The 25,024-nt window shown below is 52.1% G+C and carries 24 protein-coding genes, 1 tRNA gene and 1 other RNA gene; 19 read left to right on the top strand and 7 right to left on the bottom strand.

The window, feature by feature from the left end; translation table 11 throughout:
• The first annotated feature begins 5 nt into the window (after positions 1–5).
• Positions 6–185: a hypothetical protein gene (locus ACTID9_RS26555; protein WP_441068328.1), complete on the top strand. Its 180-nt coding sequence runs from the start codon at positions 6–8 to the stop codon at positions 183–185.
• 151 nt (positions 186–336) lie between these two features.
• On the opposite strand, the gene clpP is transcribed toward ACTID9_RS26555, so the two are convergent.
• On the bottom strand, positions 337–939 hold the full coding sequence (gene clpP, locus ACTID9_RS26550; RefSeq protein WP_441068326.1) for an ATP-dependent Clp endopeptidase proteolytic subunit ClpP: 603 nt from the start codon (positions 937–939) through the stop codon (positions 337–339).
• Positions 940–1,241: 302 nt separating this feature from the next.
• On the opposite strand from clpP, the gene ACTID9_RS26545 reads away from it, so the two are divergent.
• Positions 1,242–1,718 carry a copper amine oxidase N-terminal domain-containing protein gene (locus ACTID9_RS26545; RefSeq protein WP_441068324.1) on the top strand — a complete coding sequence of 159 codons (477 nt, stop codon included), beginning with the start codon at positions 1,242–1,244 and terminating at the stop codon, positions 1,716–1,718.
• A 110-nt stretch (positions 1,719–1,828) separates the two neighbouring features.
• On the opposite strand, the gene ACTID9_RS26540 is transcribed toward ACTID9_RS26545, so the two are convergent.
• Positions 1,829–1,903: transfer RNA gene (locus tag ACTID9_RS26540), tRNA-Arg, on the bottom strand.
• A gap of 468 nt (positions 1,904–2,371) precedes the next feature.
• On the opposite strand from ACTID9_RS26540, the gene rpoN reads away from it, so the two are divergent.
• From rpoN to eno, 11 genes are all read left to right on the top strand, one after another.
• Positions 2,372–3,754: an RNA polymerase factor sigma-54 gene (rpoN, locus tag ACTID9_RS26535; protein ID WP_441068322.1), complete on the top strand. Its 1,383-nt coding sequence runs from the start codon at positions 2,372–2,374 to the stop codon at positions 3,752–3,754.
• Between the two features lie 6 nt (positions 3,755–3,760).
• Positions 3,761–4,039 (top strand): glutaredoxin family protein, encoded by a 279-nt coding sequence (locus tag ACTID9_RS26530; RefSeq protein ID WP_441068320.1) that lies wholly within the window; start codon positions 3,761–3,763, stop codon positions 4,037–4,039.
• A gap of 115 nt (positions 4,040–4,154) precedes the next feature.
• Positions 4,155–4,724, top strand: a complete 570-nt coding sequence (locus tag ACTID9_RS26525) for an FAD-dependent oxidoreductase (RefSeq protein ID WP_441068318.1) — start codon at positions 4,155–4,157, stop codon at positions 4,722–4,724.
• A 157-nt stretch (positions 4,725–4,881) separates the two neighbouring features.
• Complete coding sequence (locus ACTID9_RS26520; RefSeq protein ID WP_441068316.1) at positions 4,882–5,511, top strand: nitroreductase family protein; 630 nt, start codon at positions 4,882–4,884, stop codon at positions 5,509–5,511.
• Positions 5,512–5,713: 202 nt separating this feature from the next.
• Entirely contained in the window at positions 5,714–6,739 is a 1,026-nt protein-coding gene (locus ACTID9_RS26515) for a sugar-binding transcriptional regulator (protein ID WP_441072739.1), read from the top strand.
• Positions 6,740–6,771: 32 nt separating this feature from the next.
• Positions 6,772–8,142: a Na+/H+ antiporter NhaC family protein gene (locus ACTID9_RS26510; RefSeq protein ID WP_441068314.1), complete on the top strand. Its 1,371-nt coding sequence runs from the start codon at positions 6,772–6,774 to the stop codon at positions 8,140–8,142.
• A gap of 23 nt (positions 8,143–8,165) precedes the next feature.
• Entirely contained in the window at positions 8,166–9,173 is a 1,008-nt protein-coding gene (gap, locus tag ACTID9_RS26505) for a type I glyceraldehyde-3-phosphate dehydrogenase (protein ID WP_441068309.1), read from the top strand.
• 109 nt (positions 9,174–9,282) lie between these two features.
• Entirely contained in the window at positions 9,283–10,464 is a 1,182-nt protein-coding gene (locus ACTID9_RS26500; RefSeq protein ID WP_441068307.1) for a phosphoglycerate kinase, read from the top strand.
• A 15-nt stretch (positions 10,465–10,479) separates the two neighbouring features.
• The gene (gene tpiA, locus ACTID9_RS26495) at positions 10,480–11,244 is read left to right on the top strand and encodes a triose-phosphate isomerase (protein ID WP_441068305.1); all 765 of its coding nucleotides are present in this window, start codon (positions 10,480–10,482) and stop codon (positions 11,242–11,244) included.
• A 6-nt stretch (positions 11,245–11,250) separates the two neighbouring features.
• Entirely contained in the window at positions 11,251–12,804 is a 1,554-nt protein-coding gene (gpmI, locus tag ACTID9_RS26490) for a 2,3-bisphosphoglycerate-independent phosphoglycerate mutase (protein WP_441068303.1), read from the top strand.
• Positions 12,805–12,817: 13 nt separating this feature from the next.
• A complete protein-coding gene (gene eno / locus ACTID9_RS26485) occupies positions 12,818–14,104 on the top strand; it encodes a phosphopyruvate hydratase (RefSeq protein ID WP_441068301.1) in 1,287 nt (428 codons plus the stop codon).
• Between the two features lie 216 nt (positions 14,105–14,320).
• Here eno and ACTID9_RS26480 read toward each other — a convergent pair whose 3' ends face one another.
• Complete coding sequence (locus ACTID9_RS26480; protein ID WP_441068299.1) at positions 14,321–15,010, bottom strand: aspartate/glutamate racemase family protein; 690 nt, start codon at positions 15,008–15,010, stop codon at positions 14,321–14,323.
• A gap of 276 nt (positions 15,011–15,286) precedes the next feature.
• Here ACTID9_RS26480 and ACTID9_RS26475 point away from each other — a divergent pair, with 276 nt between their 5' ends.
• Positions 15,287–15,667 (top strand): VOC family protein, encoded by a 381-nt coding sequence (locus ACTID9_RS26475; protein WP_441068297.1) that lies wholly within the window; start codon positions 15,287–15,289, stop codon positions 15,665–15,667.
• 55 nt (positions 15,668–15,722) lie between these two features.
• Here ACTID9_RS26475 and ACTID9_RS26470 read toward each other — a convergent pair whose 3' ends face one another.
• The 3 genes from ACTID9_RS26470 to ACTID9_RS26460 are packed head-to-tail and all read right to left on the bottom strand — an operon-like array spanning position 15,723 to position 18,638.
• On the bottom strand, positions 15,723–16,559 hold the full coding sequence (locus ACTID9_RS26470; RefSeq protein ID WP_441068295.1) for an ABC transporter ATP-binding protein: 837 nt from the start codon (positions 16,557–16,559) through the stop codon (positions 15,723–15,725).
• A gap of 37 nt (positions 16,560–16,596) precedes the next feature.
• Positions 16,597–17,631, bottom strand: a complete 1,035-nt coding sequence (locus ACTID9_RS26465) for a FecCD family ABC transporter permease (RefSeq protein ID WP_441068293.1) — start codon at positions 17,629–17,631, stop codon at positions 16,597–16,599.
• Positions 17,628–18,638: a FecCD family ABC transporter permease gene (locus ACTID9_RS26460; protein ID WP_441068291.1), complete on the bottom strand. Its 1,011-nt coding sequence runs from the start codon at positions 18,636–18,638 to the stop codon at positions 17,628–17,630. The genes ACTID9_RS26465 and ACTID9_RS26460 overlap by 4 nt, the downstream gene beginning before the upstream one ends.
• A gap of 195 nt (positions 18,639–18,833) precedes the next feature.
• Between ACTID9_RS26460 and ACTID9_RS26455 the strand changes: the two genes are divergently transcribed.
• Complete coding sequence (locus ACTID9_RS26455; protein WP_441068289.1) at positions 18,834–19,838, top strand: ABC transporter substrate-binding protein; 1,005 nt, start codon at positions 18,834–18,836, stop codon at positions 19,836–19,838.
• A gap of 233 nt (positions 19,839–20,071) precedes the next feature.
• On the opposite strand, the gene ACTID9_RS26450 is transcribed toward ACTID9_RS26455, so the two are convergent.
• Complete coding sequence (locus ACTID9_RS26450) at positions 20,072–20,470, bottom strand: YqzM family protein (protein ID WP_441068287.1); 399 nt, start codon at positions 20,468–20,470, stop codon at positions 20,072–20,074.
• A 201-nt stretch (positions 20,471–20,671) separates the two neighbouring features.
• Between ACTID9_RS26450 and secG the strand changes: the two genes are divergently transcribed.
• The 4 genes from secG to ssrA all read left to right on the top strand — a co-directional run bounded on the left by secG (position 20,672) and on the right by ssrA (position 24,805).
• Positions 20,672–20,911, top strand: a complete 240-nt coding sequence (secG, locus tag ACTID9_RS26445) for a preprotein translocase subunit SecG (protein WP_441068285.1) — start codon at positions 20,672–20,674, stop codon at positions 20,909–20,911.
• A gap of 211 nt (positions 20,912–21,122) precedes the next feature.
• Positions 21,123–23,582, top strand: a complete 2,460-nt coding sequence (gene rnr / locus ACTID9_RS26440; RefSeq protein ID WP_441068283.1) for a ribonuclease R — start codon at positions 21,123–21,125, stop codon at positions 23,580–23,582.
• A 140-nt stretch (positions 23,583–23,722) separates the two neighbouring features.
• Complete coding sequence (smpB, locus tag ACTID9_RS26435; RefSeq protein WP_441068281.1) at positions 23,723–24,190, top strand: SsrA-binding protein SmpB; 468 nt, start codon at positions 23,723–23,725, stop codon at positions 24,188–24,190.
• Between the two features lie 259 nt (positions 24,191–24,449).
• Positions 24,450–24,805, top strand: a transfer-messenger RNA (tmRNA) gene (ssrA, locus tag ACTID9_RS26430).
• Positions 24,806–25,024 lie beyond the last annotated feature (219 nt).

Here is a 25,024-nt window from a genome sequence, read left to right as displayed (position 1 = left end):
TGTTTGTGAACGGAAACGACAAGCACGAGAAAAACGATTCGCTGCATGAAGGACGAGACAGCTGTTTCATGGACATTGATCGCATGGTGAACGAAGGACTGGGCGGCGGAGTCGTCTGTGACCAAAACGGGCTGATTGAAGAGACGACCACCGATACGATGAGACAAGCTTGTTTCAATGATTAACAGCGCAGCACAGGCGGTGCGGATACCAGGAACGCCTGATCGATACGAATCGTGCATAACTTGTGAATAACCTCGATAGCAGGAGAGTTATCCACAGAAAAAGGGAGCGGGTTTTCGTGATGAAAACCGCTCCCTTTTGCCGTATCAATGGTTACTTGGCGGAAGTGGGCGTCGAGGTGATAACCTCGTCGATCAATCCGTATTCTTTCGCTTCTTTTGCAGACAGGAAGTTGTCGCGGTCCGTATCGCGTTGGATGCGTTCCAGCGGCTGGCCTGTGCGCTCGGAAAGAATCTGGTTCAAGTGCTCGCGCATTTTGATGATGCGTTTTGCTGCGATTTCGATATCGCTCGCTTGACCTTGTGCGCCACCCAACGGCTGGTGAATCATGACCTCGCTGTTAGGAAGGGCAAAGCGTTTCCCTTTCGCACCGGAAGCCAGCAAGAATGCGCCCATGGATGCAGCCATGCCGATGCAGATTGTGGATACATCCGGCTTGATATGGTGCATCGTATCGAAGATGGCCATCCCTGCCGTAATGGAACCGCCCGGGCTGTTGATGTAAAGACTGATGTCTTTTTCAGGGTCTTCCGCTTGAAGGAACAGCAGTTGGGCAACGATGCTGTTCGCGACCACGTCGTTGATCGGGGTGCCCAAGAAGATGATCCGATCTTTCAGAAGGCGAGAGTAAATATCATAAGCGCGCTCACCGCGATTCGTTTGCTCAATGACGGTTGGAATCAAATTCATATGCATGTTTATTCCTCCTCTCTATCATACTCAATATCATACACAATTGGTCAATGAAGGTCAAACGCGAAGATTGTCGTTCACACTTCAGTAATTCCCAAAAAACATGCTTCTAAACCTTGTCCCCAAAAACGTTAGTTATCCACAAAGTTATGCACAAATCCACTAACAGGAACACACGTTTCGTGGATAACTTTATAGAGTGTAAAAAAATAAAGGTATTTTTTGTTAATAAAGAAGGAGTTCATTACCATATTGTAGAAAGGATAATGTTATTTCACAACTATTCGTAAAAGGGTGTGTACAAAATGTTGAAAAAGGTATCAGGTCTTATGCTTGCGGCAACTTTGGTGATGGGCAGTGCGGCTGGGGCAGCCTTCGCTGCGCCAAAAGCTACGGTTGCACCGGTGAAGACCGCTACCCAAACCTTTACTCTGAAGGTAGATGGTACGGAGATCGTGTTCAAAGTAGCGCCTGCGGTCGACAATAAAACCATCTTGGTTCCGGCAAGCGAGCTGCTTGAAGCGATGGGCGGTACCGCCGCATGGGATAGCATGACGAAATCGGTCCTGCTCGCCAAAGATAAAATGTCCGTCCGCCTGTATGCAGATAGCTCCACAGGCTACAAAGCGGGCAAAACGATCAAAGCTCCAGCGAAATCCAAAGCCGTCACAGGCGCTGTTTTGGTGCCAATGACATTTGTGGTTCAAGAGCTGGGCGGTACAATCACGTGGGATGGCAAAACATCCACCTTCACGGTGACAATGCCGCAAGTGAAAAAGTAAGCGGCTCAAACGCCAAAAAACTCCACCGTAAACGAGCGGTGGAGTTTTCCTTTTTCGCATGGATGCAAATAAAAAAAGACCAGTAACAACCAGTCCTTAGTACGCTTTTATGGTACGCCCGAAGGGAATCGAACCCCCGCACGTGGTTCCGGAGACCACTGCTCTATCCACTGAGCTACGGGCGTATAGTAACGATTTAATGAAGTTTAGCCTAAGGCAACTCCACCTAAATCATTATAGTTGATCAGTGGGAATTTTGCAAGCGTTACCGAGTGGGAACGTTACTGTTTTGCAGATAATTGTACAAGCAAATTTCCATGAAGTTAAATATTTTGTTGATTTTTACAGAAAAATGCCGTACGATGAAGATTTTTTGCAAGTATCTGGCGAATCATGACGATATTTGCTAGAATCTAGTATGATTTCCTGCGATTCGTAGTAACCATTTCTGCTCAAAGTGATTACAATAATATATATGAAGTTGTGAATGCGCTTTTAGAATCAGTATATTTGAAGTAGTGAAAAAATAAAAATAACATAAATTCTTTTTGGCAGGAAAATTGCATAATTATGTCGAATAAAGATGTAAAGAGAGATGCGACGCGTATAAGCCGCTGCTAGTGTAGTCAGATGTAAAGGGGGCAGCAAAGAAAATGAACATGGGATTTGGGCTTTACCAAGAACAGACGCTTAAACTGGTCATGACACCTGAGTTGAGGCAAGCGATTACCATTCTTCAATATTCAGCAGTTGATTTGCTTGGGTATCTGCAAGAGCAGGCGACGGAAAACCCGGTGATCGAACTGCAGGAAGTCAGTGCAGCGTTCGACTATCCGAAAAAAGAAGAGGAAAAGCCGATCGCACAGGTCGACTGGAAGGAAATTGTAGGAAACCGCGCGACAGGCGAATATTCAGCAGGTAAAAATGAAAGCACTTTCAACCCGCTCGATCATGTGCACGGTCCGGACTCAACCTTGTTCGAGCATTTGGAGACGCAATTAGGCTATGTCAAAGGCTTATCGCCGACACAGCGAAAACTTGGCATGTATTTGATCGGAAATTTGGACGAAAAAGGCTATTTGGAAATCAGCCTGGAGGAAATCAGCGACAAGCTTGCCGTATCGGTCGAAGAAGTGGAGGATGTGCTGACAGTCATCCAGCACTTTGATCCGGTCGGCGTCGGGGCGCGCAACCTCGAGGAATGTTTGCTGCTTCAGCTGCAGCATAATGGTCAGGATGATGAGCCAATCGTGAACCTGGTGCAGCATCATCTGCTTGATTTGGCAAATAACCGTTACCAGCGCATCGCCGATTCGTTGAAAGTGACGATCAGCGAGGTGCAGCAGATGGCTGATTTGGTGCGTACCTTGAATCCGCGTCCGGGAGCCGCATTCTATCATGGTGAAACGAAATTCGTCATTCCCGATGTGACCGTTGAAAAAGTCGGGAAAGAATACGTCGTGCTGGTCAATGACGCATCCGCGCCACGGCTGACGATCAACAGTTTTTATGAGAAGCTGCTCAAACGGGAAAATACGCAGGATGAAGCGCAAAAATTCATTCATGAGAAGCTGAATGCCGCATTGTGGCTGGCGAAAAGCTTGGAGCAGCGCAGGCTGACGCTGATGCGTGTCACACAGGCCATCGTCGATTTGCAGCGCGATTTTTTCGAGCATGGGGTACACTACTTGAAGCCGATGACGCAAAAGGAAATTGCCGAGCGGGTCAGCTTGCATGAATCTACGATCAGCCGCGCCACGAACGGCAAATATGTGCAGACGCCGCGCGGTGTGTTCGAACTGAAATATTTCTTTACGTCCGCTTTATCGACCGCAAGCGGTGACGCGGCTTCTTCTGAAAGCGTGAAGCGGCGGATCAAGCTGTTGATCGAGCAGGAGGATCGCAAACAGCCGCATTCCGACCAGAAGCTGGCGGAAATGCTGCTGAAAGAAGGGATCGAGATTTCGCGCCGCACCGTTGCCAAATACCGTGAGGAAATGATGATCGCTTCCTCGGCAAAAAGAAAGAGGTTTTAAAACCAGATGAACGATACAGCATTGGACATTACCTTGTACGGTCGTGCCGGCTGCCATCTTTGCGATGATGTGGAGAGGAGCATCCGGCGGATCGGCAGGGAGATCCCGCTCACGCTGCACATCGTCGACATTCATTCTGATCCGGCGTTGCTGGAAGCGTACATGTTTACGATTCCGGTTGTGGCGATCAATGGTGAACAAGTTTTTGTATCCATTGAGTCTGTCGTGACGGAGTGGGAGCTGCGGGAAGAATTGGAGAAGCGTGTGAAAGGGACCCGGTTGTAACCGGGTTTTTATTTTTAGTGCTTTAATAAACATATGTATTGAATTAGTGTATTAATAGGTTTATAATAGAAATGGTCAAATGTGGAAACTATAATGCCGAAGGAGCTGAATGAACATGTACGATATTGCTATTATCGGAGCAGGTCCAGCAGGAGCAAGCGCAGCGTTGTTTGCCGCAAAAGCCGGGAAAAAGACGCTGCTGGTGGACAACGACAAGAGCATGACAAAGCGGGCATGGATCGAAAATCATTATGGCGTGGCAGAAATCACGGGTCCGGATATGGTTGACATCGGGAAAAAGCAGGCGACCAAATTCGGGGCTGAATTGGTCACGGCAACCGTGACGAACGTGGTGAAAAATGAGCAAGGCTTTACGGTGGAAACAGAAGAGCAAGGCTCCTTTGAAGCAGCGCATGTGATTTTGGCGACCGGGGCATTGACTACATTGGCTGAAGCGATTGGCGTTGCCACTACGGAAGGGAAAGAGCCGCGGATCAAAACCGTGTTCCAGACGGATGCGAGCGGAAAAACCACAATTCCAGGCATCTGGGCGGCGGGTACTTGCGCAGGTGTCAGCGTGCATTCGATCATTACTGCCGGCGATGGGGCAAAAGTGGCGATCAACGTAATCAGCGAGATCAATGGCGAGCGTTATGTCGACCATGATGTTTTGAAAACCAACTAATCGAAATAGTAGAAGGCAGCCGTTCATCATTTTGACGGTTGCCTTTTTTCGTGTGCTTAATGCAGCATGTAGTAGAAGGTAAATTTTTCATATATCCTATTTACTTACAAAAGGTAAGTTGATATGATTTGGTTATTACATAAAAGGAGCGAGTTCCATGAGCGATTTTACTAACCTTGTAAAAGCAAGACGTTCGGCAACGAAATTTTTTGAAGGTACAGAAATCGCTGACAGCGAGTTGGAAGAGATTTTTCAATTGGCGAAATTCGCACCGTCGACTTTTAATTTGCAGCACACGCATTACCTGGTAGTCAAAGACCCGGAACGCAAGGAGCTTGTCTATGAAGCAGCGAATCGTCAATACAAGGTGAAAACCGCCTCGGCAGCCATCGTGGTATTGGGCGATCTGGAAGCATACAAGCAGGTGGACAAGCTGAACGAAGGCTTTTTGCATCTGGGTATTATGAGCAAGCAAGAATATGATCAAACCGTGGAGTTCGTGAATGGTTACTACGAGGGGCAAGGAGACGTGTTCAAGCGGGATGAAGCGATTCGCAATGCCAGCCTCTCTGCCATGCTCCTGATGCTGATCGCCAAGGAAAAAGGCTGGGATACGTGCCCAATGAACGGGTTCGATCCGCAAAAGCTGTCCCAATCGTTACACATACCGTCGCGCTATGTACCTGTCCTGCTGATTGCCATCGGCAAAGAAGATACGTCCAGCCAGCGTCCGCGCGGATACCGCAAGCCGACAGGCGAGTTCGTTCATTATAACACCATCAGTTAAGCCACATGGGCTTGGCACACGCAATCCTGCTCTTTTGCTTCGGGCGAAGAGCAGGTTGCCTTGCAGAAGGCTGATGAATATGCTAAAGTAAAAGAGGAAAAAGGAACAGTACAGTTCGCTTATTTTTTTGGTTTAAGCGGGACGTAAAAAGTATATAGCGGGACGTTTCGTGTCCCTTTATTAAAGGTAAAGGATGGGAATGATGCGGGAAATTATTGAGTTGCACACCAAGTTGGTTCCCGATTTGGTTGAAGTGTTGCGCAAGCGTTACCTGCTATTGAAGTCGATTTCCCACATGCAGCCGATCGGTCGGCGCGCGCTTGCCGAAGAGATGCAGACGACAGAGCGCATTTTGCGGGCCGAGTTGGATGTTTTGAGAGAAGCGGGCGTGATTTTCGCCACTGCCGTCGGCATGAGTTGTACGGAGGAAGGAAACCGCCTTTTAGAACAGCTTGAACCAATGGCGGGCGAATTATTCGGTCTTACCGATCTGGCGGAGCGCTTGAAGCAAAAGCTGAAGATTCCCGAGGTCATCGTCATCAATGGCGATTCCGATCAGTCAGAATGGGTGAAGCAGGAGCTTGGCCGAATCGGTGCGAGAGTGCTCAGACAGCAGGTGAAGGAAGGCGACGTGGTCGCAGTCACAGGCGGTACAACCATCGCCAACGTCGCGTCGCATCTTCAGCCGTCACCGCAGTTTCGCTCGGTACAATTCGTGCCGGCACGCGGGGGATTGGGCGAGAACGCAGAGATTCAAGCGAACACGCTCGTATCGGTCATGGCGGCGAAAAGCGGCGGACAGTACCGGATGCTGCATGCTCCCGATCGGGTAAGCCCGGAAGCTCTCCAAACCTTGCTGGCTGACCAGCAGGTGGCGGAAGTGCTGGAGCTGCTGCGTTCGGCCCGGGTCGTGATCCACGGCATCGGCGACGCTCTGACGATGGCCAAACGCCGGAAGTACGATGAAGGCGAGCTGAGTGAATTGGCACAAGCAGGTGCCGTCGGGGAAGCGTTTGGGTATTACTTTAATGAAGCGGGCGAGATCGTGGAGCGCGTCTCCACGCTTGGGCTTCAGCTCGATGATGTGCGTTCGGCCGAGATGGTGGTATCCGTTGCGGGCGGTGCGAGCAAGGCGAAAGCGATTCTTTCCTTTGCCCAACAGTCGTGTCAAAATGTACTTATCACTGACGAGGGGGCTGCTCGGACGATTTTATCGACAGTCCAATAGTCGGGAATAAACCGTGAAGGGATACGTACACGATGACATTCCGAGGCTATTTGCCCGTACTTTCGCTGATCGCTGGCATCATCATCTGTCTGTTGTTCAATCTTTCTCTCGCTTTTGGCCTTTTGGCTGCGGTGCTGGTCACCCTCTGGTCCGTGCGCGGACTCGGATTTACGTATCGGGAGCAGCTCGCTTTCGGCTGGGGCGGATTCACGCAGACCAAACCGGTGCTGCTGATTCTCGGCCTTGTCGGTCTCATGATCCCGATTTTGATGATGGCAGGCACCATCCCGGCAATCATTTATTACGGATTGTCCATCGTCAATGTGCACTACTTGCTGATTCTCTCGTTTTTGCTGACAGCCGGGGTTTCGTATTTGCTCGGAACATCGGTTGGCACGCTCAGCACGATTGGCCTTTCCTTGTTGGGAATCGCCCATGCGGTACAGCTGCCACTGCCGATGATCGCAGGTGCGTTGATCTCCGGCGCGATGGTGGGGGAGCGCTTTTCGCCTTTGTCGAGCAGCCGGCTGCTGGTGCTAAGCAGCATCGGCGGCGACGAGCAGATTACGCGTTTTGCCAAGTCGACGGGACTTTTGGCGATGGGGATTACCGCTGTTTTGTTCCTCGCGCTTGATCTGACGCGCGACAGCGTATCGGCATCGGGTGTGATCGGGTCTTTTCAGCAGCTGATGGAGCAATACTTCCAAATTTCGCTGCTGAAGCTGATACCGCTTTTGGTGCTGGTCGGATCATTCGCTTTTCGGGTCAAAGCGGTGCCAGCGCTCTTTTACGGGCTGGTAAGCGGTGTGGTCTTGCTGCTTTTCTCCCATCCGCCGCAAATCGGCGAATTTGTCCGCTCCATGCTGTATGGATTCGATCTGAATTCGCAGACTAAGCTGGATGAAATGGTGCACGGCGGCGGGATGATCGCGATTTTGAAGGTACTGGTCGTCATCAGCCTGGCTGGGTTCATGAACGGTATCTTGAACAAAGCCAACGTGCTTTCGCCCATCGTCAACCGTTTGATGGGAGAGACCGGCAATCCGGTCGTGCTGGTGATCAAAAGCGTGCTGCTTTCGCTCTTGGTGATCATCATCAGCTGCAATCAAACGATTCCCATTCTTGTTTTAGGCGCGACGCTGCCGGATCGATTCCAGCGCCTTGCAGGCGGCAAGCAGCTGCTTGGCCGCACGATGCTGGATGCTACGCTCGTGATGCCTCCGCTTGTTCCGTGGAACGGGCTGGCGATGGTGATCAGCGTAACGCTGGGCGTTCCGACGCTGCAGTCGCTGCCGTATTCATTGTTTTTGCTGCTTTTGCCGCTCATTACGATATTGTTTACTCGGTTTGCCCAGCCCAAGCGGATGGAAGCATCGCAAAGGCAGGTGAACCATGCAGGATAGATAACGATACTCAGGAGGAATGAATGATGTTGAAAATTGGGATTAATGGTTTTGGACGAATTGGTCGTAACGTTTTCCGAGCAGCGCTGAAACAGGACAATATCGAGATCGTAGCGATCAATGACCTGACGGATGCGAAAACGCTGGCTCACTTGCTGAAATATGACTCCGTGCACGGCGTGCTCGATCTGCCTGTCGAAGCGGGAGAAGGCACATTGATCGTCAATGGCAAAGAAATCAAAGTTTTGGCTGAGCGCGAACCGGCTAAGCTGCCTTGGGGCGAGTACGGCGTGGAAATCGTAATTGAATCGACAGGCCGCTTCACAAAGCGCGAAGACGCTGCGAAGCACCTGGAAGGCGGCGCAAAAAAAGTTATCATTTCCGCACCTGCTACCAACGAGGATATTACCATCGTGATGGGCGTAAACGAAGACAAGTATGATCCAGCGCAGCATACCGTCATCTCCAACGCTTCCTGCACAACCAACTGCCTGGCGCCATTCGCAAAAGTGTTGAACGACAAGTTCGGCATCGTCCGCGGTCTGATGACGACGGTTCACTCTTACACCAATGACCAGCAAATCCTTGACTTGCCGCACAAAGACTTGCGTCGCGCACGCGCAGCGGCAACCAACATCATTCCAACCTCCACAGGCGCGGCGAAAGCAGTTGCATTAGTACTGCCAGAGCTGAAAGGCAAACTGAACGGCTTCTCGATGCGCGTGCCTACGCCAAACGTATCCGTTGTCGACCTGGTGGCTGAATTGAAAACAGATGTAACGGTAGAAGAGCTGAACAGCGTGCTGAAAGAAGCGGCAGAAGGTCCGCTGAAAGGCATCCTGGCTTACTCCGAAGAGCCGCTTGTATCGAGCGACTACAATGGCAACCCGGCTTCTTCGACAATCGATGCGCTGTCTACGATGGTGCTCGAAGGCAATATGGTGAAGGTCGTTTCCTGGTATGACAACGAGTGGGGTTACTCCAACCGTGTCATCGATCTGTGCCAGTATGTTGCACAGCGTGGCTTGTAAAACGTACAATAGAAATGTTGTGGAAAGGGAGAGCAGTCAAATCAGCATCTCCCTTTTCCCTATGATCAAAAGTTTATGATACGTATGCGTTATAAGGAGGTTTTTGTACGTGAACAAAAAGTCGATCCGTGATATCGAATTGGCTGGTGCGCGCGTTTTTTGCCGTGTCGATTTCAACGTTCCGATGGCGGAGGGGACCATTACCGATGATACCCGTATCCGCGCGGCGCTCCCGACGATTTCCCACCTGATTGAGTCAGGGGCGAAAGTGATTTTGGCAAGCCATTTCGGCCGTCCAAAAGGTGCTGTCGTGGAGGACATGCGTTTGACCGCAGTAGGCGAGCATTTGGCCAAGCTGCTTGGCAAGCCGGTGAAAAAGCTGGACGAGTCGACAGGGGAAGCGGTGGAGCAGGCGGTAGCCGCCATGCAAAACGGCGATGTGTTGCTGCTCGAAAACGTCCGTTTCCATGCGGGTGAAGAGAAGAACGATCCGGAACTGGCGAAGCAGTTTGCCAAGTTGGCTGATTTCTTTGTCAATGATGCTTTCGGGGCGGCGCACCGCGCACATGCCTCCACAGCTGGAATCGCGCAATACATACCGGCTGTTGCCGGATTTTTGATGGAAAAGGAAATTCAATTCCTTGGCGGCGCGCTGTCCAAACCAGAGCGTCCGTTTACCGCAATTGTCGGCGGTGCCAAGGTAAAAGATAAAATCGCCGTGATCGAGAATTTGCTGACAAAGGTAGATACATTGATCATCGGCGGCGGAATGGCCAACACCTTTATTAAGGCGCAGGGATACAGCGTCGGCGCTTCTCTGTGTGAAGAAGACAAGCTGGACCTGGCTCGCACGCTGATGAAGCAGGCGGCAGACCGCGGCGTATCGCTTTTGATGCCGGTTGATGTGGTTGTCGCAGACAAATTCGCGGCTGATGCAGCTACGAAAACCGTATCCATCGAAGAAATTCCTGATGGCTGGATGGCGCTCGACATCGGACCGAAATCGGCTGAGGTGTTTCGCAAGGCGGTGGAGTCGTCCAAAACCGTCATTTGGAACGGGCCGATGGGCGTATTTGAAATGGACGCTTTTGCAAAAGGAACGATGGCGGTTGCAGAAGCGATGGCAGCTTGCTCCGGGACGACCATCATCGGTGGCGGCGACTCCGTGGCAGCCGTTGAAAAAGCTGGCGTAGCTGAAAAAATGACGCACATTTCCACGGGCGGCGGCGCTTCGCTGGAATTCATGGAAGGCAAGGAGCTGCCTGGCGTAACCGTGTTACAAGACAAATAAAGGGTGGGTGCGAACGTGAGAACACCGATTATCGCAGGAAACTGGAAGATGTTTAAAACCATTGCGGAGGCAACTGATTTCGCCAAGCAATTGACAGCGACGAAAGCGATCGAGGGCGTCGAGCAGGTAATCTGCGCCCCATTTACGACGCTGTCGGCTTTGGCTGGCATTTTCCAAGGAACGCCTTATGCGCTCGGCGCGCAAAACGTGCATTTTGCTGACCAGGGAGCATTCACCGGGGAGATCAGCCCGCTGATGCTGAAGGAAATCGGCGTGAAATACGTGATTATTGGTCATTCGGAGCGTCGCCAATATTTCAACGAAACCGACGAGACGGTGAACAAAAAAGTGCTCGCTGCGCTTGGCCATGGCTTGCTGCCGATCGTCTGCGTGGGCGAGTCGCTTGCCGAGTTTGAAAGCGGCAGCACCGAGCAGGTTGTCCGTACGCAAACGGAAGCGGCATTGAACGGTTTGACCAGCGATCAGGTGAAGCAGATCGTCATCGCATACGAACCGATCTGGGCCATCGGTACCGGCAAGTCTTCGACGGCGGAAGACGCGAACAAAACGATCGGTTACATTCGCGGCTGCGTTGAGCGGCAATTCGGAGCGGAAGCGGCGGCTGCAGTTCGCATCCAATACGGCGGAAGCGTGAAGCCGGACAATATTGAAGGATACTTGCGTCAGTCGGACATCGACGGCGCATTGGTTGGAGGAGCCAGCCTCACCGTTGACGGGTTTGTGCAATTGGTGGCAGGTGCCTCGGCAGCGAGGGGGTAAACAGACGTGACACAACGACCAAAACCGGTAGCATTGCTTATTATCGACGGCTTTGCCCTGCGTGGGGAAACGTACGGAAACGCCGTCGCACAGGCGAAGAAGCCTAACTTTGAACGATACTGGTCCCGGTTTCCGCATGCGACGCTGGAAGCGAGCGGATTGGCGGTAGGTTTGCCGGAAGGGCAAATGGGGAACTCAGAGGTGGGCCACTTGAATATCGGCGCAGGACGCGTCGTTTATCAAGATTTGACACGGATTACGAAGGACATCAAGGAAGGCGGCTTTTTTGAAAATGACACGCTGCGCGATGCGATCGTGCATGCCAAAACGAACAACAAAAAGTTGCACCTGTTCGGCTTGCTTTCCGATGGCGGCGTTCACAGCCATATCCGCCACCTGTTCGCTTTGCTGGAGCTGGCGAAAAAAAATGATTTCACCGATGTGAACATCCATGCCTTCCTCGATGGACGGGACGTGGCGCCGGACAGCGCTGTCGGCTATATCGAGGAGCTGCAGGCCAAGATCGATGAGCTGGGCGTAGGGAAAATCGCTACGGTGCAAGGCCGCTATTATGCAATGGACCGCGACAAGCGCTGGGAGCGGATCGAAAAGGCGTATCGCGCGATGGTTTATGGCGACGCGCCGCACTATCAGGATCCGATCAAAGCGGTGAAGGAATCCTACGAGAAATCGATCATGGATGAATTCGTCATGCCGACGGTAATCGTCGACGAGGCGGACCAGCCGATCGGCAAAATCGCAAGCGGCGACTCGATCATTTTCTTCAACTTCCGTCCGGACCGGGCGATTCAAATCTCGCAGGCGTTCACGAATGAAGACTTCCGTGGATTTGACCGCGGCGTAGACCACCCGCGCGACCTGCACTATGTTTGCTTGACCCATTTCAGCGAGACGGTGGACGGCTACGTAGCATACAAGCCGGCCAATCTGGACAATACGCTTGGCGAGGTATTGGCGCAAAACGGCCTGACGCAGCTGCGGATTGCCGAAACCGAAAAATACCCGCACGTCACCTTCTTCTTCAGCGGCGGTCGTGAAGCGGAATTCCCGGGAGAGAAACGGATTTTGATCCCGTCCCCGAAAGTGGCGACGTACGATCTCCAGCCGGAGATGAGCGCGAATGAAGTCACGGATGCCGTTGTTGCGGAGATCGAGGCTGAGAATTTTGACGCGATCATTCTCAATTTCGCCAACTGCGACATGGTAGGGCACTCCGGCATGATGGAGCCTACCATCAAAGCGGTAGAAACCGTCGATGCGTGCCTGGGCCGCGTCGTCGATGCGATTTTGGCCAAAGGCGGCGTCGCGATCATCACGGCAGACCACGGCAATGCCGATCTGATGCTGGACCCGGCAGGCCGTCCGATCACTTCACACAGCACATATCCCGTTCCGGTGATCGTTACGAAGGAAGGCGTCACGCTTCGTGAAGACGGGATTCTTGCCGACTTGTCCCCGACAATGGTAGAGTTATTAGGTGTGCCACAACCAAAAGAGATGACAGGACGTTCTCTTTTGCAAAAAGACGAAAGAAGATAGGGGCTGGGTTGAGATGACAATGATTACTGATGTGTATGCACGCGAGGTTATGGACTCCCGCGGGAACCCGACGGTAGAAGTGGAAGTGTATTTGGAAGACGGTTCTTTGGGCCGCGCTGCGGTGCCGTCCGGCGCATCTACAGGTGCGTATGAAGCGGTTGAGCTGCGCGATGGCGACAAGTCCCGTTACCTTGGCAAAGGCGTACTGCAAGCTGTGAAAAACGTAAACGAGATCATCGCCGAAGAAATCATCGGCATGGACGTGTTTGACCAAGTCGGCATCGATATGACGATGCTGCAGCTGGATGGCACGCCAAACAAAGCAAAGCTGGGCGCAAACGCGATCCTCGGTGTATCGATGGCAGTAGCGCGCGCAGCAGCGACATCGCTGGGAATTCCGCTTTACAACTACCTGGGCGGCTTCAATGCAAAAACATTGCCAGTGCCAATGATGAACATCCTGAACGGCGGTAAGCATGCGGATAACACCGTAGACATCCAGGAATTCATGGTGATGCCGGTAGGCGCTGAAACGTTTGCGGAAGCGCTGCGCACAGGTGCGGAAATTTTCCACTCCCTGAAAAAAGTGTTGAGCAGCAAAGGCTTGAACACAGCGGTAGGCGATGAGGGCGGTTTCGCTCCAAACCTGAAATCCAATGAAGAAGCGATCACCACGATTTTGGAAGCAATCAAGGCTGCTGGCTACGAGGCAGGCAAAGACGTATTCCTCGCGCTCGACGTAGCAGCTACTGAAATGTATAAAGACGGAAGCTATCATTTCGAAGGCGAAGGCGTTGTGAAATCGACGGAAGAAATGATCGCGTTCTACGAAGATTTGGTAAGCAAATACCCGATCATTTCGATTGAGGACGGCTTGTCCGAGGACGACTGGGATGGCTGGAAAGCGCTGACCGACCGTTTGGGCAGCAAAGTGCAGCTTGTTGGCGACGACCTGTTCGTAACCAACACCGCGCGTCTGGCTCGCGGTATCGAGAACAGCACCGGTAACTCCATCCTCGTCAAAGTAAACCAAATCGGTACGCTGACCGAAACATTCGATGCGATCGAAATGGCGAAACGCGCTGGTTACACAGCGGTGATCTCCCACCGTTCCGGTGAAACCGAAGACTCCACAATCGCTGACATCGCGGTTGCAACCAACGCGGGTCAAATCAAAACAGGTGCGCCATCCCGTACCGACCGTGTGGCGAAATACAACCAATTGCTCCGCATTGAGGACGAATTGGGCGATACCGCACATTATGGCGGCCGCGCGGCTTTCTACAACCTGAAGAAGTAAGGAAATAAAAAAGTGCTCTCCCGATTTTGGTCGGGGGAGCATTTTTTTGATCGTATAAGAATTTATAAGTGCTTGCGCTTATAAATTCTGGAGCGGAAGACGGAGTACCTCAGCGTCACTTCCAGCATAAGCATCGGTAAAAACATCCACAGTTCGAAGGACCTGCTTCTTGAAAGGGCTTCTGAAAGAAGTTTTTCTTATTGTGCCGGTTCGTCATCAGTCGTTCTTGGTGGCAAGAGATAAATAGCGATTCACCGTTGCACGGGCGAGGCAGGCAGACGAGTCGACCAGATGGACGGGATGTGCCGCCTTGTCCAGCACCACATTCAAATCGGTGCAGGCGATGATCGCGGCATCAACCGAATCTGCCAGCTCAAGGCTGAGCGAACTCCACAGCTTTACGGCATCGTCGATCTGACCGAGCTTGATCGCTGTGATCAGCTGATTGACGGTATCCTGCCATGCGGCGTGATGGACTGGTTCAATCGCCTGCTTCGCGAGCGCGTCTTGATAAATGCCTGCCTCAACGGTGGCGTTTGTTGCCAGAAGCGCGACTTTTTTTGCATGGGCGGGGATTTCCTTCAGTGTCTCCGCGACCATATTCAGAAGCGGAATAGAGAGGGAATGCTGTACGTTGGCGAAGTAGAGGTGTGCCGTGTTGCACGGCATGGCGATAAAAGCTGCGCCCGTGCTTTCCAGCTTTTGCGCGCCGGCGATGATTGCCTGCTCCATCTCCTCATGGCATACCGGCCTGTCGAAATAAAAGGGGGTGGGACAGGAGTAAACCATCATATGGGGAAAGTCCATGTCATACGTGGCCCCATAAATCATCTGGCATTGCTCGACGACTTTATCGACGAATGGGCCTGTTGATTTCGGCCCCATGCCTGCTAAAATACCGATCATGCAGAAAACCTCCTTGCGTGGCTGTCCTATCAAGTGTAGCGCAGGATGGGCAATCAGACTATGTACGAAGGTAGGTGGTTTGGGGGATGAACAGGCATGATTGAGTGGCAATTACGAAAAAATCGCAATTGATAAGAAAAGTTAGAGGATATGAGATGCTAGAATAGAAAGTAAAAGCAAGGAAAACAGTGGACTTGGGTATCGAATAACTTGGTTGTGGAAAAGAATGGGGACAGTGGGTTTGGCAGTTACTTTTAAAAGGGAGTGAAGAAGGCAATGATTCACAAAATTGGCCAAATTATGTTGTACGTCAACAACCAGGATGAGGCAGTACAGTTTTGGACCGAAAAAGTAGGTTTTCATGTCGTTTCGGAAGAAAACAACGGTCAGGGCATGAGATGGATCGAAATCGCCCCGAAACATGGCGCAGAGACAAGCCTTGTTTTACACAATAAAGAATTCGTGGCGAAAATGTCACCAGGATTGAACCTTGGAACGCCTTCATTACTGTTTTTTACGGAAAACCTCGATGACATGTATCGTGACTTATCAAGCAAGCAGGTCAAAGTCGGGGAAATCGTACAGATGCCGACCGGCAGAGTGTTTAACTTTGCCGATGAGGAAGATAATTACTTCGCAATCCTGGAGAAAAAATAAGACCATGCAAAAAGCCCTTTCTACGGTTGATCCGCCGAGAAAGGGCTTTGTTTTTTTATAATCTTCCGCTGGCGACCAATTCACGCACCTGTGCTTGCTGTGGGCGCCGCCCTTTTCCGTATGGGATGCACATCGGCGATCCGTAAAGCGGGTCACGGGTGATCTGGCATTCCATCTGGAAGACGTCGCGCACGAGCTGCTCGGTGATGATCTCCTCGGGCCTGCCCTGCGCATAAATCGTCCGGTCGTTGACGGCGACGATATGATGGGCGTAGCGGCATGCGAGATTGAGATCATGCAGCACCATTACGATGGTGCGCTGTTCTTTTTCATTCAGTTCAAACAAAAGATCGAGAATCTCGATTTGCTGCGCGAGATCGAGATAGGTCGTCGGTTCGTCCAGCAGGATCGTCTCCGTGCCTTGGGCGAGAGTCATCGCGATCCAGGCGCGCTGACGCTGGCCGCCGGAGAGCGAATCGACAGGGCGCTCCGCCAAATCGGTAAGGTTGGTTGCTTGCAGCGCCCCCATGACCATTCGTTCATCTTCCTCTGACCATTGGGACAGCCAGCTTTGGTACGGATAGCGTCCTTGCTTGACCAGCTGGAGAATCGTGAGTCCCTCCGGAGCGACAGGGCCTTGAGGCAGGATGGCGAGCCGTTTGGCAACCGCTTTGGTTTGCCATTGGTCGATGGCTTTGCCATCCAGCAAAATCGCGCCAGACTTTGGCTTCAGCAAACGGGCGAGCGAGCGGAGCAGCGTCGATTTCCCGCAGCCGTTTTTTCCGATGAACACGCTGATCTGACCTTGCGGGATGTGCAGGTCGAGATTTTCGATGATCGGCTTCTCGCCATAGGTTAGCGTAAGTTGCTTCGTTTCCAAAGAAGTTGCCATCAGGGGTACCTCCTATACATATGTTGTCCGCGCATGGTCAGCGGTTTTTGTAGAGCAAGTAAATAAAGAACGGTGCCCCGATGGCTGACGTGATCGCGCCAACCGGCACATCGACGGGAGAAAAGGCGACGCGTCCGATCAGATCGGCGCTGGTGACGATAAAAGCACCGACAATAGCCGAAACAGGGAGCATCGTTTCAAAGGACGGCCCCACCAATTGCTTGGCGATGTGTGGCGCGAGCAGGGCGACGAACCCGATCGCGCCGCCGATCCCGACAGCTGCTCCGCTCAAGCCGACACATATAAGAATCAGGACGAACTGCTGGCGCTGGACCGCGCTGCCGATTCCTGCGGCGATGCTTTCGCCCATTTGCAGGGCGTTCATGTTGCGGGCAAACACCATGCTGAGGCCAAGCAGCACCACGGTCCACGGCAGCAGCATGATGACGTCCGTCCACTGTGTGCCATACAAGCTTCCGGTCAGCCACGTCATCGCTTTGGCTGTCAAATAAATGGGCGCTTTGACAATCAGCGTGGTCGTGAGGGCAGCCATGATCGCTTTGATCCCGATTCCGATCAAAACCAGGCGCATCGGGGTGACCCCGTTCTTCCACGCCAATCCGTACAAGATCGCCGAGACGACAGCGGAGCCCAGAAACGCCGCGAACGGAAGGAACTGGATGCTCATTGTTTCAAATAAAGTGAGAAAGGCAACCGCGGCGACCGAGGCACCGCCGGTAATGCCGAGAATGTCCGGGGAGGCGAGCGGGTTGCGCGCCACGCCTTGCATAATTGCGCCTGCTGCGCCCAATGAGAGCCCGACTAATAGAGCGCAAATAATCCGTGGAAGCCGGAACGTCTGAATGACCAGCACTTGATCTTCCACGCCTCGCCCGAGCAAAACTTTTAACACCGCAAGAGGGGAGTAATTGGTTTCACCCATACCAGTGCTGACGACTGCGACTGCAAGTGTAGCCACGATGAGCGCAATGGCAGCAATCACGCCGCGTTTCGGCAGCAATTGCGAGGTCGGGCCGACTCGCATGGTCCAAAAACGATTGAATCCACTCATCCTTTTGCCAGCCCCTTTCTTGCCACATAGACAAAGCCGGGAGCACCGATGAGGGCGGTCATGACGCCGATCGGCATTTCATTCGGGAATGCCACGAACCGGGCGGCGATATCGGCGGCAAGCAGCAAGATCGCGCCGAGCATGCCGCTGTACAGCACGACCCAGCGGGTGTCGATGCCGACGAAAAACCGCGACAGGTGCGGTGTAACCAAGCCGACGAAGCCAATCGGGCCCGCTACAGCGACGGAACAGCCGCTTAGAACGACCACGATTAGACCGCTCACGATTTTGACCCAAAGCGTGCGCTGCCCCAGCCCCTTTGCCACATCCTCGCCCATCAAGAGCGTGTGCAGCGGCTTGGCGACCAGCAGCGCCGCAATCCAGGCAGCCGCCATATATGGCAGAACATTCGTCAAATAGACCAGCTTGCGACCGGCGACGGAGCCGGAGATCCAGAACAGCACCTGATCAAGCGTCTGCTCGTTAATGGTCAGAATGCCGTGTGTGATGGAAGAAAACAGCGCCGTAATCGCCGCCCCTGACAAAGCCAGCTTCACCGGGGTGATGCCTTCGCGTCCGGCTGAACCAAGCAGGTAAGCCAGCACGCCGCTTATCGCAGCACCGGCAAAAGCGAGCCAGGTGAACTGGGAAAGCGATTGAACCGAAAAATAGGTGACGGCCAGCACGATCGCAAGCGCTGCGCCGGAGTTAAGTCCAAAAATTTCAACATCGGCCAACGGGTTCCGGGTCAAAGCCTGCAGCAATGCCCCCGCCATGCCGAGGCAAAGACCGACTGCAGCCGCAATCAGAGCGCGCGGGACACGGACCTCCTTAATGACGATATGCTCATTGGAGCCGTCAAAATGGGTGTACGCATCGACTGCCGTATGCCAGCTTGTGTCGATGACGCCAAAAATGACGCTCGCATACATCAGGCACAAGATAAGGACTGCTCCCAATCCCAGACCCAGCCATTTCATGAAGTGATTCGAGAGAAGAGCATTCATTATGTAATATCCTTCTTCCTTTAATAGCCGATCATTTACATTATTAGTGTAGGGATGGGCGAGTGGTTTGTCAATGAATTTGAGACTCATTATCATTTGAGTATTGACGTACTTAACAAATGCATGTACGATTATATAGGTGCAAGTGATTGTAATTCTCATTCTCACTACCATCATAAGGGGGAACTTATACATATGCTTTCGTTTAGCAAAAAGAAATCAACCGTTCTGGCATGGATGACTGCGGTCATGGTGATGCTGGCAGGCTGCGGAACCGACAATCAGGCTGCTGCGCCTGACAAAACAGCCTCCCAAACGACCGAACAATCCCAGGGAAGCGCGGCGCCGTCCGGTGAAGCATCGTACACGATCAAACACGCGATGGGTGAAACCACCATCAAGGGAACGCCGAAGCGCGTTGTTGTTTTGGCAACACAAGGGGTTGAAACCGTACTCGCTGTAGGCGTGAAGCCGGTAGGGGCGGTGTCCTCTTTCACCGGCAACGATTTTTATCCGCATGTAAAAGGCGAGCTGGAAGGCGTTAAAGTCGTGGGAACCGAATCCCAACCGAACCTGGAAGCCATTGCTGCCTTGAAGCCTGACTTGATCCTGGGTCTGAAATTCCGTCAGGAGAAAATTTACTCGCAGCTTTCTGCGATCGCACCGACAGTCTTTGCCGAGCAGCCGCGCGGTGACTGGAAAGAAAACTTCACCCTGTTTGCAGAGGCATTGAACAAAAAAGCAGAAGGCGAAAAAGTGATTGCCGACTGGGATAAACGCGTTGCCGATTTCAAGGAAAAAGCCGGCGACAAATTGAAAACGAAAGTGTCTCTCGTTCGCTTTATGCCAGGTAAAACCCGCATTTACTACAAGGATACGTTTGCAGGCGTCATTTTGGAACAACTCGGCTTCGCTCGTCCGGATGCGCAAAACAAACCTGACTTTGCCGACGATGTAACGAAAGAACGCATTCCGGATATGGACGGCGACATCATGTTCTACTACGTGTACGAGACAGGCGATAACAAAGCAAGCGAGCTGGAAAAAGAATGGACCAATGACCCGCTCTGGAAAAACCTGAATGTCGTGAAAAACAACAAAGTCTTCAAAGTCGACGATGTGACATGGAACACATCCGGCGGCGTAAAATCCGCCAACTTGATGCTGGACGATCTCGAGAAGTTCTTTTTGACAAAATAATGCAGTGCTGGGACGGAAGTGAAATGCTTCCGTCTTTTTTATATTGCTGAAAAAGTTCAATCCTGTTACTATTTTGAAACAGTAACATTTGGACGGTTTAGGGGCTGGGCGAATTAGAAAACCTGGCTACGCCAAGCTTTTTGGCGGAGCCGCGGTTGCACTTATACTGGATAAGAAAAAGCCCCGAGAGCAAGTGCTCTAGGGGCCTGTCCGTGCCGATTCATCATGGCTTCTTATTTTTTCGCTGCAAGCCATTCAGCAACGGCTTTGATTTCGTCCGCTTTTTTCAGCATTCCAGGAGGCATGCCGCCGCGTCCGTTCTTGATGATGTTTTCGATTGCTTTTGCATCATGCCTGCTACCAACTTTGGTCAAGTTCGGTCCCGCGATCCCTTCGAGGTTTTGCCCATGACAAGCGGCGCAAGTTGATTTAAAGACAGCCTCCGCGTCAACTTTGGATGGTGCAGTTGCCCCACCAGTAGCTTGTTCTTCGTGCTTCGGAGGGAAATAAATAGATCCTACAAGAGCGATAATGAACACGAGAAACAAGATACCAAACGATGTAGAAAAGGCCCTTGCGGAGTCGACAATGTCGTTTTGATTCATATCTTTCTTGAAGTTAGAACCAGCCATGAAACAAAGACCTCCTAGTCAATTGTAGAGATACTACCTGCAATTTTACGGCAAAATGTTGACGGTTGCAAGGCGAGTGAAAAACAGACAAAGAAAGTACACATTTCCAGTTGCAATTGCTGTGGTTCTTGAAGACTGGGACGAATTATGTTACATTGATAACAGTATGTGCTCGTATCATAAGTATGAGGTGAACAAATAATGGCTTTGGCTGCGAAAATTCTGCTTGTTATTGCCGCGATCGGCTTAATTGCTGTTGTTCTTTTACAATCCGGAAAAAGTGCTGGCTTGGCCGGTTCCATCGGCGGCGGTGCCGAAATGATGATGGGGAAACAAAAAGCACGCGGTATCGATGCAGTGCTTGGCAAGTTGACCGTTGTGTTTGCCGTTGTGTTTATGTTATCCACTATTTTGCTTGGTTATTTCTTGAAGGCTTCCTAAAAAGTAACCGATTCGTGAACGAAAAGAAGACAGCGAGGGCGTCCTTGCTGTCTTCTTTTTTACCATTGGGGGCTGGAAACAAATTCCGACCAAAATGCGTGCAGCCATGGCAGAGCCCATGCAGGAGTTTTCTTCTGTTGCGGATTGCACATGTGCTGTTTTGCCCATACTATCAAGTAAGGAGAATGTTTTTAGACAGAGGAGAGGTTTAATGAAAGAACAAGAAATATTGACGTTCATGCGTGAAGAAGCGTACCATCCGATGACGGTACAGGAGCTGGAGCAAGCGTTTCAGATTTCGGATGGAGCCGGGTTCAAGGAATTAATCAAAGCGCTGAACATGCTGGAGGACCGCGGCGAGATCATTCGCACCCGAGCCAATCGCTATGGCGTGCCGGAAAAGATGAACCTGATTCGCGGACGTTTGCAAAATCACCCCAAAGGTTTCGGATTTGTCATCCCGGAAACGCCGGGAGAAGCGGATATTTATGTGCATGCCAACGACATGAACGGTGCCATGCATAACGACATCGTTCTTGCGCGGATCGAACGCCAAAGCAGCGGTCAACGTCTGGAAGGCCAGATCGTCCGGATTGTCGAGCGGGGCGCGACCGAGCTGGTCGGTACGTTTTCCGATGAAGAATACTATGCGTTCGTTATTCCGGACGACAAGCGGATCGGCAAAGATATTTTCATCCCCAAATCGGCGTACCACGGTGCTGCGGACGGGCACAAGGTTGTCGTCAAAATCGTCAATTATCCGGAAGGAAGGGCCAATCCTGAGGGAGAGGTCATTGAGATTCTCGGCCATAAAAACGACCCTGGCATCGATATTTTGTCGATCATCCGCAAGTACGGGCTGGCTGAAGTGTTTCCTGCCGACGTCATGGCGGAAGCGGAAGCCGCGCCGGGCGAAATCAGCGAAAGCGAGCTGAAAGGCCGCCGCGACCTGCGCGACCGGATGATGGTCACCATCGATGGAGCGGATGCCAAAGACCTGGATGACGCGGTTTCGCTGGAAAAGCTGCCGAACGGCAACTATTTGCTCGGCGTGCACATCGCGGACGTCAGCTACTACGTCAAGGAAAATTCCGCACTGGATCATGAAGCGTACAGACGGGGAACCAGCGTGTATTTGGTCGACCGCGTGATTCCCATGCTGCCGCACCGTTTATCCAACGGGATTTGCAGCTTGAATCCAAAGGTGGATCGACTGACGGTTTCCTGCGACATGGAGATGGACCCGCAGGGCAATACGGTGAAATACGACATCTTCCTCAGCGTCATTCGCACCAACGAACGGATGACATATGGCGATGTGCGCAGCATTCTCGTCGACAAAGACGAGGCGCTGATCGAAAAATACGCCGAACTCGTGCCGATGTTCCAGCTCATGGAGGAGCTGTGCCTCAAACTGCGCAACAAGCGGATGAGCCGAGGCGCAATCGATTTTGACTTCCGCGAGGCCAAAATTTATGTCGATGCCGAAGGGAAGCCGAGCGAGATCGGATTCCGCACCCGCTCCATCGCGGAGCAAATCATTGAGGAATTCATGCTGGCCGCGAACGAAACCGTCGCCGAGCATTTCCACTGGATGAAAAAGCCGTTTATCTACCGCGTCCACGAAGATCCGAAGGAAGAAAAGCTGATTGCGTTCATGGAATTTATCACGACCTTCGGCTATTCTGTTCGCGGCAGAGGAAACACCGTTCATCCACGCGCGCTGCAGCAGCTGTTGGAGGAAGTGAAAGGAACGCCGGAAGAAGTGATCATCAGCACCGTGCTGCTGCGCTCGATGAAGCAGGCGCGCTATGATGCGGAAAGCCTCGGACACTTCGGCTTGGCAACCGACTTTTACACGCACTTCACTTCACCGATCCGCCGCTACCCCGACCTTATCGTCCATCGCCTGATTCGCGAATGGGTGGAACACGGCGTAATGAGCGGCAAGCGCGAAGAGCAATGGGCAGAGCGATTGCCGGAAATCGCGGAGCATACATCTCGACGTGAACGCGTCGCAGTGGATGCCGAGCGGGAAACGGACGATCTGAAGAAAGCGGAATTCATGCTGGAGCACCTCGGTGAAGAATTCGAAGGCGTCATTTCCGGGGTCACCTCGTTCGGGCTGTTCATCGAGCTGCCGAATACGATAGAAGGCTTGGTCCACGTCAGCTTTTTGACCGACGATTATTACCACTATCACGAAAAAGCATACGCTCTCGTCGGCGAACGTACCGGCAAGCAGTACCGCATCGGGGACGTCGTGGAAGTGCGCGTCGCGAATGTGAATGTGGAAGAGCGCGCCATCGATTTTGAAATCGTCGGCATGAAAAAAGCCAATACGTTCCGTCATGAAGGAAGAAGCCGTGGAGCCAAAGTCATCGATGGCGGTGGCAGCAAAGGCGGACGCGGAGGGAAGCGGGAAAAAGGCCGTCGCAAAGATGTCGAACCCGCTGCAGCGAAGCGCAAACGCGCCAATGAACGCGGAGGCCGCAAGCAGGGCACAGGTGCTCAAGGCGCGGGCGTCGTTTCATTTAAAGGCAATGGTTCCGGTTCGGCAGAGGGCGGCGAATCAGCGCAAAAGCCTAAGCAATTTTGGGAAGACCTCGTGAATGCGAAAAAGAAACGCAAAAACAGCGTGGCCAAACAAGCCAAGCGCAAACGCAGGTAATATATAATAAGGAAGGAAAGGGGGAGGCACGAGTCGGACTCCTCCTTTCCGGGTCCTCCTGATGTAGGAGGCTATTGCCCGATGGTGCAGTTTGTGCTAAACTAACATTTACCAATCTGGCTAAAACCGAGGTGATCCACATGTCTGGAAAAGGGACCAAAACGTTGGCGCAAAACCGCAAAGCACGCCATGACTATCACATTGAGGACGTCTACGAAACCGGTATCGCCTTGACAGGCACGGAGATCAAGTCGGTGCGCGCTGGACGCGTGCAGTTGAAGGACAGCTTTGCCCGCGTGGAAAACGGACAAGTCATGCTGCACAACATGCACATCAGCCCGTACGATCAGGGCAATCGCTTTAATCATGAACCGGAGCGGACACGCAAGCTGTTGATGCACCGTTTGGAAATCCTCAAGCTGATCGGGCTGACTCGCGAAAAAGGCTATTCGCTCGTGCCGCTGAGCATTTATTTGAAAGGTGGCTGGGCCAAAGTGGAGCTGGGTCTGGCGAAAGGGAAGAAGAACTACGACAAGCGCGAGGATCTCAAGAAAAAGGATGCCATGCGCGAGGTCGAACGTGCGCTGCGGGAACGGCAGAAAGGATAAGACAGGGAAGAAGGAGATGCTTTCCCTGGTTGGCACAATCTCCTGCTGTTGGCGTAAACTCCCGTTGATTCACGAATAACGGAAGTGCTATAGTTATTACACGAAGCGAAATACTTTCGGATTCGCTTCAAGAAAAGAATGGCATCGGTAACGTTGTACGCTGTACCACCAACTCGTAGTGGAAGCTTTGCCTACACCATGGTGCCGGGCTTGTCTGCTGAAAGACGCAGCCATGTACCGTTGCATGCATGATGATCATGGGGGCGTTCTGGATTCGACGGGGATGGTAGAGCATAAGAAGCGAGCCGGGGGGTTGCGGACCTCGTCATCAACGCAAACGCCATTAACTGGCAACAAACAACTTTCTCTCGCTGCTTAATAACCAGTGAGGCGCTACCACTCCATCGCCCATGTGGCGTGACTAGCGCTCAACTTTAGTGGGATACGCCGGAGACCTCCGCCTGGGGTCAAAGGAAGAAGATCAATCAGGCTAGGTTACGGGTCAGCGCGTCACTCCGCGAATCCATCACCGAAACTCTAAATGAGTGACTGCGCTCGGAGATGCTTATGTATCGCTGTTTTCGGACGGGGGTTCGAATCCCCCCGCCTCCACCTAATAAATCCACAATTTTAATCTTGAAGATAACATCTACATGCTCTTTGTAGACGATCACCTTTTCGACATAGCTACCGATGAACTTTTTGATCTCGGGAATGTTTTTCTCAGCTACATAATACTTGAACATGCCAAACAGTTGTCGCAGGATTTCCTCCGTGATGACTGTTTTTTTGTTGTCCAATTCCAGCTCTTTGATGCTGAACGTAAGTTTGTTT

Source organism: Brevibacillus fluminis, assembly GCF_052072235.1.
Lineage (GTDB): Bacteria > Bacillota > Bacilli > Brevibacillales > Brevibacillaceae > Brevibacillus_D > Brevibacillus_D fluminis_A.
Note: the sequence above shows the minus strand (reverse complement) of the source record. Positions and strands in the feature narration are given on the sequence as shown.

Coding starts and splice junctions, on each gene's coding strand:
- clpP (WP_441068326.1), bottom strand. CDS start 939: ATGCATATGAATTTGATTCCAACCGTCATTGAGCAAACGAATCGCGGT.
- ACTID9_RS26545 (WP_441068324.1), top strand. CDS start 1,242: ATGTTGAAAAAGGTATCAGGTCTTATGCTTGCGGCAACTTTGGTGATG.
- rpoN (WP_441068322.1), top strand. CDS start 2,372: ATGAACATGGGATTTGGGCTTTACCAAGAACAGACGCTTAAACTGGTC.
- ACTID9_RS26530 (WP_441068320.1), top strand. CDS start 3,761: ATGAACGATACAGCATTGGACATTACCTTGTACGGTCGTGCCGGCTGC.
- ACTID9_RS26525 (WP_441068318.1), top strand. CDS start 4,155: ATGTACGATATTGCTATTATCGGAGCAGGTCCAGCAGGAGCAAGCGCA.
- ACTID9_RS26520 (WP_441068316.1), top strand. CDS start 4,882: ATGAGCGATTTTACTAACCTTGTAAAAGCAAGACGTTCGGCAACGAAA.
- ACTID9_RS26515 (WP_441072739.1), top strand. CDS start 5,714: ATGCGGGAAATTATTGAGTTGCACACCAAGTTGGTTCCCGATTTGGTT.
- ACTID9_RS26510 (WP_441068314.1), top strand. CDS start 6,772: ATGACATTCCGAGGCTATTTGCCCGTACTTTCGCTGATCGCTGGCATC.
- gap (WP_441068309.1), top strand. CDS start 8,166: ATGATGTTGAAAATTGGGATTAATGGTTTTGGACGAATTGGTCGTAAC.
- eno (WP_441068301.1), top strand. CDS start 12,818: ATGACAATGATTACTGATGTGTATGCACGCGAGGTTATGGACTCCCGC.
- ACTID9_RS26480 (WP_441068299.1), bottom strand. CDS start 15,010: ATGATCGGTATTTTAGCAGGCATGGGGCCGAAATCAACAGGCCCATTC.
- ACTID9_RS26475 (WP_441068297.1), top strand. CDS start 15,287: ATGATTCACAAAATTGGCCAAATTATGTTGTACGTCAACAACCAGGAT.
- ACTID9_RS26470 (WP_441068295.1), bottom strand. CDS start 16,559: ATGGCAACTTCTTTGGAAACGAAGCAACTTACGCTAACCTATGGCGAG.
- ACTID9_RS26465 (WP_441068293.1), bottom strand. CDS start 17,631: ATGAGTGGATTCAATCGTTTTTGGACCATGCGAGTCGGCCCGACCTCG.
- ACTID9_RS26460 (WP_441068291.1), bottom strand. CDS start 18,638: ATGAATGCTCTTCTCTCGAATCACTTCATGAAATGGCTGGGTCTGGGA.
- ACTID9_RS26455 (WP_441068289.1), top strand. CDS start 18,834: ATGCTTTCGTTTAGCAAAAAGAAATCAACCGTTCTGGCATGGATGACT.
- ACTID9_RS26450 (WP_441068287.1), bottom strand. CDS start 20,470: ATGGCTGGTTCTAACTTCAAGAAAGATATGAATCAAAACGACATTGTC.
- secG (WP_441068285.1), top strand. CDS start 20,672: ATGGCTTTGGCTGCGAAAATTCTGCTTGTTATTGCCGCGATCGGCTTA.
- rnr (WP_441068283.1), top strand. CDS start 21,123: ATGAAAGAACAAGAAATATTGACGTTCATGCGTGAAGAAGCGTACCAT.
- smpB (WP_441068281.1), top strand. CDS start 23,723: ATGTCTGGAAAAGGGACCAAAACGTTGGCGCAAAACCGCAAAGCACGC.